Below are 12,258 nucleotides of genomic sequence, written 5' to 3'. Positions count from 1 at the left end.
GATAGAGAGAATGTGTGGGCTCATCACCTCGCCTACTCGCACAGTGATTGGCGACGTTCCGGTGCAAACCGACTGCAGTACGATGTCCCGATCGGTCAGGACACCGAGTATGTGGCCTGAGCCGCCCCCTTCCGATACGACGAGTGCACCGACATGCTGGTCTCGCATCTGCACGGCCGCCTCCTGCAGACTGCAGGTCGCCGGAATATGGACCACCCCGTGACTATGGAACTCACTGACTTTCATGGCAAAACTCCTGGGACTCGCGACACCGTCGTTGAAAACACAAGACGCATCGCGAATCGAATCCGTACCTCGTTGCACGCGGCCCGGCGACCGATAGCTATCAGTCGTATGTGGCTGGCATCTTTCGTCTGGGCGTATCTTCGGCATGCTCCCGTTACGAGACTGCGTAATGATTGGCCTACTGACAGAAATGCATGAATTGCGCAGCGTGTGCTTCTTCGCTGTCGCGCTTATCGGATGAACTATCTTCGATGACTGGCGACGACCCGACTTGACCGAAGTCAATGGACTCCTATCTCGTCTCCGAGCTTTTCCCGCGACGCATCAGAACCTGCGGCAGAGCCTGCGCGACTATGAAGCAAGCACGTACTGCAGTGTCCAACGGCGGCGCAGAAACTCGATAGTGTTCTGATTGAGCCTTGGGAACCCTGTTCTGCGCACTTGATCGCAGGCGTCGAAGTCGAGCGGACGCTAAAGCGTGCAGCGTCGCTTGCTCACGGGCAGCCGCACGGTCCCGATGGGGCGACGTCGGCACCGACCGAGGACGTATTACGCATGCGCTAAACCTGTGATTTCATGAGCGCCACGGCGATTGCAAGGATATGCACTCGACGAACCTCAACACGAGGACGTAGCCAATCCGTTGACTGAACTCGCTGACGTCACGCAAGTGCAAGTGCAAGTGCAGACATAGGGCGGCGCTTGACACACATCAATCCTTCGGCGCACGCGAAACGTATTCTAGTTTCATCATGAGACATGTAAGCGTTCTGGAGGTGTCATGTTAAAAAGCGCAGCAGTTGTTGGCCTCTTGATGCTTCCCGGTGCTTTTTTCGTTCTCGGCCTCGCCTGCATTCATCCACGCCTTCGCAGGCAGCTCGTCGGCCTGAGCGGTCTATCTACTCCATTGACCAGGGCGGGTCATGCGTATGCGGCGATCAGGGCAAGGCTTCCGTCGCATAGCGCTCATCCCGCCCGGGAGCCTGAGATGTGACTACGTATAGGTGGCGCCATAGACGCCCAGTCGTTATTGCGTCGGCGCCTTCCACACCGGGCACATGCCTCGTGAACCATGATGCGCGCAGATACGACAGACATTGACGGGGCCGAGCTACCTGCTGCAGCTATTGATTCAACAAAGGTTCGAACGTTACCCGAAATGTTCGAGCTGGCCTGCGCGCGTTACGCGAGTCGGCCAGCGTTCAGTTCTTTCAACCATACGATCGAATATCGGCACATTGCACGATACGTGCACCACTTCTCGCGCTTTCTCATCGACGAATTCAGACTTGAACCGTCCGCTCGCGTGGCACTCGTCTTGCCGAACGGCTTGCCCTACGTTGTCGCTTTTTTTTGGCGTGCTCGACGCCGGGCTCGTCGTCGCGAACGTCAACCGCATGGCGACACCCCGTGAGATTCAGATCCAGCTATCGACAGCCGTTTCAGCGATCGTCATACTGGAGAATTTCGCCTATAAGCTCGACGATGTTCACTCCGCCGACGAGTCCGCGAAATTACGCAAACCCTTGGGGCGGAAGGCAGCCGGAGTCGAACCGACCAGGGAGTGGCTGACACCCCCTACTGGGTTTGAAGCCCAGCCGCACCACCAGATACGAATGCCTTCCGTACTCCTCACGCTCGATGCACAATCATGCGTCGATGTCCCACTCAAAACAACAACGCGACCATCGCGTGCCCGATCATCGCTAGCACGCATTTGCGTCATTATCGGACGCTGCAGCAACCGGCTGCTTCATGACATCGTCCGCTTCACACACGAGCGTCTGATGCAACTGCGAATCGGGCCTCAACCAATGCATGTCGCGCTGAAAGCGCGTATAGCCGATGCGATCGAAAAACTCGAGAATCTGAATGGCGCGCTTGCGTCCCAGACCCGTTGCATCACGAAACGCCGACGCGCCCAGCGCACCACCTTGCCTGTTCGCCAGCGCTGCGGCGAGTCGCGCGAGCCCATGCATCACATCGCGGTGATAAAACAGATCGCGGACGACCTGATACACATCGCCTTGGCGCGCGAGCTTGCGCAATACCTGGCGCACGGCATCTTCCGCGTGCGCCGTGATCCCTGCAAGCTCGCGCACCCACGGCGGATCATACCCCCCTTGCTGCAGCAGCGGCAGCAACGTGTCCGCGACACGTTGTTCATTCGGATCGAGCGATACCGAGTGCGCGGGCAAATGCAGCCACGGTCCGCTTCGCGCCACCAGGCCATCGTCGACGAGCGAATCGATCAGCGCCCGCCACATCGCGTCCGACATCAAAGGCGCCGCGATGCGCCGCAACCGCGCGGCATCCGGCCCGAGTTCATCGGGCGAGCGCGCGTGATACTGATCGAGCGCGCCCACCACGACCGAGCGCAGACGCGCCCAATGCCGGCCGAGCACGAGCACGGCATCGCCTGCCGCCTTGCCGTGCAGCGCAATGGTTTCGACATCGATGGCATCGGCGGACAGATTCAATGCGTCGGCGGGCAGGCCCGTGAGCCGCATCAGCATCGAACGCGCGATGCCGTGCGGCGCTTCGTCGAGCAACGGGCCCAGGCGGCCATCGTCGAGCCATATTCGCAGCGCGTCGAGCCACGCGCGGCGCCCGGCCGTCCTGCGCTTGCGCGGCGGGCCGAACGGATCGAGCACGCGTCCGCCGCCGACCGTGCGCGTCGCCTGCGCATTGCGCACGATAAAGCGGTCGCCCGGCAGCGCGCATACGGGTGCATCGAACACCAGTTGCACGCGCGCCGTGCGCCCCGCGGCGAGCGTGTCGCCTTCGAGCAGCGCCACGTGCGCGACGCGATGTAGCGTGCCGATATGCACATGCAGCGGCGCCCAATGCTGCAGCGTGAGGTCCGCGTCGGCGAGCAGCGTCAGTTCGACGTCGAGCCGCTCGCTCGCCTGCGCGAGCCGCTCATCGACGATCCAGTCGCCGCGCGAGACGTCGTCTTTGTCGATGCCCGCAAGATTCAACGCGCAGCGCTGGCCCGCGCGCCCCGTTTGCGCTGCGCGGTTTTGCGCATGGATGCTGCGCACCCGCACGGCTTCGCGGGTCTGTTCGATCATCAGCGTGTCGCCCGTCGCGACGCGTCCGGCGAACACGGCGCCCGTCACGATCGTGCCCTGGCCCGCGAGCGTGAACACGCGATCCACGGCAAGACGAAAGAGTCCGTCGTCGCGCCGCGCCTGCCACGCGAGCGCCGCGTCGCGAAGATGTCGCGACAGCGCGCGCACGCCCGGATCATCGGGCTCGGTGGCATTCGTTTCGAATAACGGCGCCGCGCCGAATGCCGTCGACGCGAGCCATGCTTGAATCTCGCCGCGCACCTGCGCGATGCGCGCCGTTTCGACGCAGTCGGTTTTCGTCAGCGCGATCGCGCCGCGCTCGACATCGAGCAGTTGCAGGATCGCGAGATGCTCGCGCGTTTGCGGCATGATGCCGTCGTCGGCGGCGATCACGAGCAGCGCGTAGTCGATCCCGCATGCGCCCGCCGCCATCGTGTGCACGAGCTTTTCGTGGCCCGGCACGTCGATCAGGCCGAGCACGTCGCCGTTTTCCAGCGGCGTGTAGGCGTAGCCCAGCTCGATCGAAATGCCGCGCGCCTTCTCTTCCTTCAGGCGGTCGGTGTCGACGCCCGTCAGCGCGCGCACCAAGGTCGTCTTGCCGTGATCGATATGGCCCGCCGTGCCGACGATCATAGGCGCAGCTCCGCGCACTGCGCCGCGAACGCGGCTTCGTCGGCGGCTTCGAGACAACGCAGATCGAGATGTAGCGCGTCGTCGGCGATACGTCCGATCACCGGGCGCGGCAACGCGCGCAACGCCGCTTCGAGCTTCATCAGCGCGCGGCCGCCGCGCTTGCCCGCCGCGTTGCGCACGACCAGTCCGTAACCCGGCAAGCGATCGACAGGCAACGCGCCGCTGCCGATCTGGCTCGACATCGGTTCGGCCGTCACGCAATACGCGCCGCCTAGCGCGCGCTGCATCGGCTCCTGCAAACGTAGCGCCTGCACGTGCATGTCGGTGGCGGGACGCGTCAGCAGACGCAAGGTGGTCAGCCGATCGCGCAACAGCTCAGGCGCACGATACAGCCGCAGCACGGGTTCGAGCGCCGCGAGCGTGAGCTTGCCGACGCGCAGCGCGCGCTTCAACGGATGCTTCCTGATCTTGCGGACCAGTTCCGCGCGGCCGACGATCAGGCCCGCCTGCGGACCGCCCAGCAGCTTGTCGCCGCTGAACGTGACGAGATCGGCCCCGGCTGCAATGCTCTCGCGCACGGTCGGCTCGCGCGGCAAGCCGAACTGCGCGAGATCGACCAGCGTGCCGCTGCCGAGATCGACGGCCATCGGCAAGCCGCGCGCATGCGCAAGCTGCGCGACTTCATCGACGCTCACGCTTTTCGTGAAGCCTTCGATTGCATAGTTGCTGCAATGCACTTTCATCAGCAGCGCAGTGCGCGCGTTGATCGCCTCGTCGTAATCGTTCAGGTGAGTGCGGTTCGTCGTGCCGACTTCGCGCAGCTTCGCGCCCGCGTGCGACATGATGTCGGGAATGCGAAACGCGCCGCCGATCTCGACCAGTTCGCCGCGCGACACGATCACTTCCTTTTTCGACGCCAGCGCCGACAGCGCGAGCAGCACAGCCGCTGCGTTGTTGTTGACGACGGTCGCGGCCTCGGCGCCCGTCAGCTCGCAGATGAGCGGGTCGATCAGATCGTCGCGATCGCCGCGGCTGCCCGTGGCCAGATCGAACTCGAGATTCATGGGACGCGTGAGCGCTTCGATCACCGCGCGCACCGCCTCGTCGGGCAGCAACGCGCGACCGAGGTTCGTATGCAGCACTGTGCCCGTCAGATTGAACACGGCGCGCAGGTGAGGACGCGCTCGCGCGTCGAGTGCGCGCGCTGCGTCGCCGATGAGTTTCGCATCGAACCGCAACGCCGGATCGTATGACGCGCCCGCAAGCAGCTCGCGCCGAAGCGCATCGGCGGCGGCACGGATCGCGTCGACGACTTGCGTGCGGCCATGCTCGCCGATCAAAGCCTGCGCATCCGCCGACGACAGTACACGCTCGACGGCGGGCACGCGCGCAAGCACCGTGTGCGCGTGTTTGCCTGCATCGCGATCCAGATCGTTGCCCGACACTTCGCTCACGCTTGCGTCTCCCCGCGGTTGCAATGACGACGGTCTATTCGTCCGACGGCACTTCCGGCCACAGCAGCGGATTGGGACTGCTGCGCCTGTAGCCCGCTTCGTTCATCAGCAGATCGAGCGTGAGACTCGCGAGATCGTCGGCAAGCGGCTCGAAATCGTAGTCCTTCTCCTGATAGCCGATCTTGCGATATGTATGGCACTCGTCGCACGACTCGGCCTTCAGCGCTTCGCTGCCGCCGTCGATGCCGTGATAGGCGATGCCCTTGGTCGAATCGCAGTTCGTGCACTTGACGCGCACCACATGCCATTCCGTCGAGCACAATCCGCACTGCACGTAGCGATAACCCTGGAACTGCCCGCCCACTCTCACGATGCTAGCGACCGGCTGCGCGCCGCATACGGGGCACGCGCCGGACCTGTCGAGATACGGCACCGCGCGTTGATCGATACGGCTCGCGATGTCCGTCCACACCACCTGCAACGCCGCCGTCACGAACGGCGCCGACGCGGGATCGACTTCGCCGAAGCGCAGCGCGACGATCGCGTCGGCGAGCGCGTCGAGTTCGGCGTCGCGCTTGATCCGCAAGCCGTCAATCACGCGCGCGAGCGGCGGGGTCACGAGTCCTGCTGCTTCGACGCGATCGAGCAGGCGCTGCAGCACGTCGCGCCACAACGGATCGCGCGGCTGCGTCGTGGCGGGCGCAATCGGCATCGAGTGCTGCTGTGCGAGCGCGATGGCTTGCGCCGTAGGCATCGTCGCGCTGATTTGCGCGAGCGTCTGCTGCTGCGCGTCGGCGAGCGCCGCCATCAGCCGGATGTAGCCGCCGATGGGGCTCGCGCCCGCGAGCTGGCGAAGCCGCGCGGCGCGCGTCGAGAACAGCGCGCCGCGCTCCGGCATGCGCAGACGCGGAATGGCCGTTTGATCGAGCGATTCGATCTGGCCGGGGTCCAGAATGCGTTGCACCAATTCAGGTTCCTGCCATTCAGAACATGGATGGCGTCAACAGTAGCAGATATGCCGTTGGCGCGTACGCCCGGCACGCCCGTCACTTGATGCTTTCGCGGAACCACTTCGGATGATGCTTGCGCGCCCAGCCGAGCGTCACCGTGCCGCGCACCATCGCGCCGATGGAACCCTTCACCCATAGCGCCGCATAGATGTGCACGATGATGCTGCAGATCAGCACGAACGCCGCGATCGCGTGGATCAACGCAGCAACACGCACGACTTCGATGGGGAAATAAAACGCGAAATACGCGCGCCAGATGACGATGCCGCTTAACAGCAGCGCCAGCAGGCACAGCACCAGAACGAAGAACAGCAGCTTCTGCCCGGCGTTGTATTTGCCGATTTCGGGCAGCCGGTCCTCGCGGTTCGTCAGCACGTCGTTGATCTGGCGCAGCCATTGCACGTCGTCGGCGTCCAGATAGTTGTGATGCCAGAACCGCAGCGCAAGAATCATGAACGATACGAACATCACGAGACCGATGAACGGGTGCAAGATGCGCGTCCATTGTCCGCCGCCGAACAGCGCGCTTAGCCAGAACATCGACGGATGAAACATCGCAAGGCCGGACAATGCGAGCAGCACGAACGTGATCGCCGTGATCCAGTGATTCGAGCGCTCGTTCGGCGTGTAGCGCTCGATCAGTTCCGGGTTCTCATGCCTAAAGTCTTTCATCTGACGGCTCCTCGGGCTTGGGCTCGCGCCGTTCGCGGATGTCGCGCGCGGCGTTGCGCGCGGCGTCTTCGTCTTCGTCGGTGACTTCGTTCGGACCGATGCGCGTGTAGTGGAAGAATCCCGCCAGCGCCGTCAGCGCCATCGCCGCGAGCGCAAGCGGCTTCGCCACGCCCTTCCACACGCGCACGAATGGACTGATGTGCGGATCGTCGGGCAGACCGTGATACAGCGACGGCTTATCCGCGTGATGCAGCACGTACATCACGTGCGTGCCGCCCACGCCTTGCGGGTTGTACAGCCCCGCGTTCTCGAAGCCGCGCTCCTTCAGGTCGACGATGCGTTCCTCGGCATGCGCGATCATGTCGACCTTCGTGCCGAATACGATCGCGCCCGTCGGACAGGTCTTCACGCACGCGGGCTCCTGGCCGACGCCGACGCGGTCCGAGCACAGCGTGCATTTATAGACGCGGTGATCCTGCTTCGACAGCCGCGGAATGTTGAACGGACAGCCCGCGATGCAATAGCCGCAGCCGATGCAGTTTTCCTCGTGGAAATCGACGATGCCGTTGGTGTACTGCACAATCGCGCCCGGCGACGGACACGCCTTCAGACAGCCCGGATCTTCGCAATGCATGCAGCCGTCTTTGCGGATCAGCCATTCGAGATCGCCTTTCGGGTTTTCGTACTCGGTGAAGCGCATCACCGTCCACGAATGCTCGGTGAGATCGCGCGGGTTGTCGTAGACGCCCGTGTTGATGCCCACCGTGTCGCGCAGATCGTTCCACTCCATGCATGCCGTCTGGCACGCCTTGCAGCCGATGCACTTGGTCACGTCGATCAGCTTCGCGACGCTGCCCGTCGCGGGCTCGCGCACCGATGTGGGCTGCACGGTCGTGGCGGACAGGCGTCTGATATCGAGCGATTGAAATGCCATCACGCCTCCTATGCCTTCTCGATCTTCACGAGGAACGACTTCGATTCCGGCGTCTGCGAATTTCCATCGCCGACGGGAGGCGTCAACGTGTTGGTGATGTAGCCCGGTTTCGTCAGTCCCTTGAAGCCCCAGTGCAGCGGAATGCCGACGGTCTGCACCTTCTTGCCGTCGATCATCAGCGGCTTGATCCGCTTCGTCACGACGGCGACCGCGATGATGTAGCCGCGCTTGCTGGACACCTTCACGCGGTCGCCCGCCACCACGCCGATCTCCTTCGCGAGGTCTTCGCCAATCTCGACGAACTGCTGCGGCTGCACGATCGAATTCAGACGTGCGTGCTTGGTCCAGAAGTGGAAGTGTTCGGTCAGACGATAGGTCGTGCCCGTGTGCGGAAAATCGGGTGACTTGCCGAGCATCGCGCGATCGTCGGGGAAAATGCGCGCGCCGGGATTGCTGGTTGCAAGCGGATTGTTCGGATGGAACGTGTTGTAGCCGAGCGGCGTTTCGAACGGCTCGTAATGCTCGGGGAACGGCCCATCGTTCATCGCGTCGCGTGCGAAGAAACGCGCCACGCCCTCCGCGTTCATGATGAACGGATTCATGCCGTTCTCAGGCGGCTCGTCGAGCTTGAAGTCGGGAATGTCCGCGCCCGCCCAGCTCGTGCCGTTCCAGGCGATCAGCTTGCGCTTTGGATCGAACGGCTTGCCGTTCAGGTCGCACGATGCGCGGTTGTACAGCACGCGCCGGTTCGCGGGCCACGCCCATGCCCAGCTCAGCGTCTGGCCGATGCCCGTCGGGTCGGAGTTGTCGCGCCGGCCCATCTGGTTGCCCGCCTGGGTCCACGAGCCGCAGAAGATCCAGCAGCCGCATGCCGTGGTGCCATCGTCCTTCAGTTGCGCGAAGCCGGACAACTGCTCGCCCTTCTTCGCCAGCACCCTGGTCGCATCTTTGGGATCGGTCAGATCGGCGAGCGCGCGGCCGTTGTACTCCATCGCGAGCTCGTCGGGCGTCGGGCTTTCGGGGTCCGCGTAAGGCCAGTCGAGCTTCACGATGGGATCGGGATACTTGCCGCCCTGCTCCATGTAAGCCTTGCGTATGCGCAAAAACAGGCCCGACATGATCTCCAGATCGCTGCGCGCTTCGCCGGGCGGCGCCGCGCCTTGCCAGTGCCACTGCAGCACGCGGCTCGAACTGACGAGCGAGCCGCGCTCTTCCGCGAAGCAGTTGGTCGGCAGCCGGAACACTTCCGTCTGGATCTTCGAAGCGTCGACGTCGTTGTACTCGCCGTGGTTCTTCCAGAACTCGGAGGTTTCCGTGGCGAGCGGGTCCATGATGACGAGCCACTTCAGCTTGCCGAGGGCCGCCGACGTCTTCGCCTTGTACGGCGCAGCCGCGAGCGGATTGAAGCCCTGGCAGATGTAGCCCGTCATCTTGCCCTGGTTCATCAGCTCGATGACCTGCAGCAGGTCGTACGCCTTGTCGAGCTTCGGCAGATAGTCGTAGCCCCAGTTGTTCTCGGCCGTTGCTGCCGCGCCCCACCACGACTTCATCAGGCTGACGAAAAACGCGCCGTAGTTGCGGTAATAGCTCAGCTGATTGGGCCGCAACGGCTGCGCGGCGCGCGCCTTGATGTAGGCGCTGTAATCCTGCTCGGCCTCATTGGGCAGCGTCATGTAGCCGGGCAGCGCATTCGACAGCAACCCGAGATCCGTCAGCCCCTGAATGTTCGAGTGCCCGCGCAGCGCATTCATGCCGCCGCCCGCGATGCCGATGTTGCCGAGCAGCAGCTGAACCATCGCGCCCGTGCGGATCATCTGCGCGCCGACGGTGTGCTGCGTCCAGCCCAGCGCATACAGGATGGTGCCCGCGCGGCCTGGCGCCGCCGTCGTCGCCAGCGTTTCGCAGACGTGCAGGAACTTGTCCTTCGGCGTGCCGCAGGTCTTCTCGACCATCTCCGGCGTGTAGCGCGAATAGTGCTGCTTGAGCAGGTTGTACACGCAGCGCGGATGCTGCAGCGTCATGTCGACTTTGGCGTACCCGTCGTCGCCGCGCTCGTAATCCCACGTCGATTTGTCGGTGTACTTGTGCGCGTTCGCGTCGTAGCCGGAATAGATGCCGTCGTTGAACGCGAAGTCTTCGCGAACGATAAACGCGAAGTCCGTGTAGTTCTTCACGTACTCGTGCTGGATCTTGTCGTTCGTCAGCAGATAGTTGATCACGCCGCCGAGAAACGCGATGTCGGTGCCCGTGCGGATCGGCGCATAGAAATCCGCGACGGACGCCGTGCGCGTGAAGCGCGGATCGACGACCATCAGCTTCGCCTTGTTGTGCGCCTTCGCCTCCGTCACCCACTTGAAACCGCACGGGTGCGCCTCGGCCGAATTGCCGCCCATTACCAGAATCACGTCCGCGTTCTTGATGTCGACCCAATGGTTCGTCATCGCACCACGGCCAAACGTCGGGGCAAGACCTGCCACCGTCGGGCCGTGTCAGACACGCGCCTGGTTGTCGAACGCGAGCATCCCCATCGAACGCACGGTCTTGTGCGTCAGATAGCCCACCTCGTTGCTCGCCGCCGACGCCGCCAGCATGCCCGTGGTCAGCCAGCGGTTGACGGTCTTGCCGTCCTCCGTCTTCTCGACGAAGTTCGCGTCGCGGTCCTGCTTCATCAGCTTCGCGATGCGCTCGAGCGCGTCGTCCCACGAAATGCGTTGCCAGTGATCCGAACCCGGCGCGCGGTACTCGGGAAACTTCAGGCGGCTCGGACTGTGAATGAAGTCGATCAGGCTCGCCCCCTTCGGACACAACGTGCCGCGATTGACGGGGTGATCGGGATCGCCTTCGATGTGAATGATGCTTGCGGTCGCGTTCTTCGCGCCGTCGCCGAGGCCATACATCAGGATGCCGCAACCGACGGAGCAATACGGACACGTATTGCGTGTTTCTGTAGTACGAGCCAGTTTGTACTGCCGGACTTCAGCGAGTGCGGGTTCCGGCGAGAAGCCCATCAGGGCAAGACTCGATCCGGCCAGCGTGCTCGCCGTTACCTTCAGGAACTGACGGCGGGACATCTGCAACATGATCGCCTCTCGTTCTAATTGTGGGGAGGGTATAAAAAAGTATAAGTCGATTCCACGGCACTGTAAGAAGACGAGGCTAACGAGCGAGCATCTGTCATGCCTGACGCATCCCGCGTATCGCGCAGGCGGCTAGCTAGATGGGCATGACGCTTGCCTGTTACGATCGTCGGGCGGGCCCGCGGGGTTTTACCGGCATGGCAACGCACGATTGCCGATCAATCGGCGCGTCCGGGCTTCGCGGTTCTGCCACAGATGGCTGTCGGCCACCCCCCTTGTCACGAAGGATCGTCATGGAACTCGATTCACTTTCCGCAGACAAGCTGCAAACGGTCGCGAAGCGGCAGGCGTCATGGGCGATGGGCGCGCTGCGGCAGTTCTCCGAGAATCGGTGCGCCGCGATGGCCGCGAGCATCGCGTTCTATGCCGCGTTCTCGCTCGCGCCGACGCTCGTGATGGTGATCGCCATTTCCGGCTGGTTCTTCGGCGCCGAGGCCGCGCGCGGCGAACTGTTCCGGCAAGTGCACAGCGTGCTCGGCAACGACGCCGCCGCGGCCGTCACGACCATCGTGCAGAACGCGCATCGCAGCGGCGGCGCGGGGGGCATCGCCGCGATCATTTCATTCGTCGCGCTGGCCGTCGGCGCGTCGGCGACGTTCTCGTCGCTCAACAGCGCGCTCAATATCGTCTGGCCGGCCGTCGCGCCTCGCACGTCGAGCGTAATCGCGCTGGTGCGCGTGCGCCTGATTTCGTTCGGACTCGTGCTCGGGGTCGCGTTTTTGCTGATCGTGTCGCTGGTGCTCGACACCGCGATCACCTTCATCGGCAACTGGATCTGGGGCAACTCGCCCTATGTCGTGATCGGCAATCTGCTGCAACTGGCGATCGGCTGGTTCGTGCTCGCGTTCGCGTTCGCCGCGCTGCTCAAGTTTCTGCCCGACGCCCCCGTGCGCTGGCGCGATGCGCTGGTCGGCGGCGCGGTCGCGGCGGCGCTGTTCTCGGCCGGCAAGAAGCTGTTCGCGCTGTATCTCGCGCATGCGGGAATGGCCAACTCGTTCGGCGCGGCGGGCTCGCTCGCCGTGCTGCTGATGTGGCTGTACTTCTCGGCGCTCGTGCTGCTGCTCGGCGCGGAATTTTCGGCGCGCGCGGGCGAATGCA

8 protein-coding genes and 1 tRNA gene are annotated in these 12,258 nt (G+C 63.7%); 1 reads left to right on the top strand and 8 read right to left on the bottom strand.

Annotated elements, in window-relative coordinates:
* The 8 genes from H3V53_RS40965 to fdnG form a co-directional block, all read right to left on the bottom strand.
* Positions 1–246: CBS domain-containing protein (locus H3V53_RS40965; RefSeq protein ID WP_336602701.1), on the bottom strand; the 246-nt coding region annotated here is incomplete at its 3' end.
* A gap of 1,532 nt (positions 247–1,778) precedes the next feature.
* Positions 1,779–1,871, bottom strand: a tRNA-Sec gene (locus H3V53_RS40960).
* 81 nt (positions 1,872–1,952) lie between these two features.
* Positions 1,953–3,953 carry a selenocysteine-specific translation elongation factor gene (gene selB / locus H3V53_RS40955; protein WP_336602700.1) on the bottom strand — a complete coding sequence of 667 codons (2,001 nt, stop codon included), beginning with the start codon at positions 3,951–3,953 and terminating at the stop codon, positions 1,953–1,955.
* Positions 3,950–5,407, bottom strand: a complete 1,458-nt coding sequence (selA, locus tag H3V53_RS40950; RefSeq protein WP_336602699.1) for an L-seryl-tRNA(Sec) selenium transferase — start codon at positions 5,405–5,407, stop codon at positions 3,950–3,952. Before selA ends, selB begins: the two co-directional genes overlap by 4 nt.
* A 34-nt stretch (positions 5,408–5,441) precedes the next feature.
* Positions 5,442–6,374 (bottom strand): formate dehydrogenase accessory protein FdhE, encoded by a 933-nt coding sequence (gene fdhE / locus H3V53_RS40945; RefSeq protein WP_336602698.1) that lies wholly within the window; start codon positions 6,372–6,374, stop codon positions 5,442–5,444.
* A 79-nt stretch (positions 6,375–6,453) separates the two neighbouring features.
* A complete protein-coding gene (locus H3V53_RS40940) occupies positions 6,454–7,089 on the bottom strand; it encodes a formate dehydrogenase subunit gamma (protein ID WP_054919997.1) in 636 nt (211 codons plus the stop codon).
* A complete protein-coding gene (gene fdxH / locus H3V53_RS40935) occupies positions 7,076–8,023 on the bottom strand; it encodes a formate dehydrogenase subunit beta (protein WP_336602697.1) in 948 nt (315 codons plus the stop codon). The genes H3V53_RS40940 and fdxH overlap by 14 nt, the downstream gene beginning before the upstream one ends.
* Before the next feature lie 8 nt (positions 8,024–8,031).
* Entirely contained in the window at positions 8,032–11,103 is a 3,072-nt protein-coding gene (fdnG, locus tag H3V53_RS40930; protein ID WP_336602696.1) for a formate dehydrogenase-N subunit alpha, read from the bottom strand.
* A 290-nt stretch (positions 11,104–11,393) separates the two neighbouring features.
* Between fdnG and H3V53_RS40925 the strand changes: the two genes are divergently transcribed.
* Positions 11,394–12,258 (top strand): YihY/virulence factor BrkB family protein (locus tag H3V53_RS40925; protein WP_336602695.1); only part of this gene is annotated, 865 nt, incomplete at its 3' end.

Source organism: Paraburkholderia bengalensis (assembly GCF_037126505.1).
In the GTDB taxonomy this organism is placed as follows: domain Bacteria; phylum Pseudomonadota; class Gammaproteobacteria; order Burkholderiales; family Burkholderiaceae; genus Paraburkholderia; species Paraburkholderia bengalensis.
Note: the sequence above shows the minus strand (reverse complement) of the source record. Positions and strands in the feature narration are given on the sequence as shown.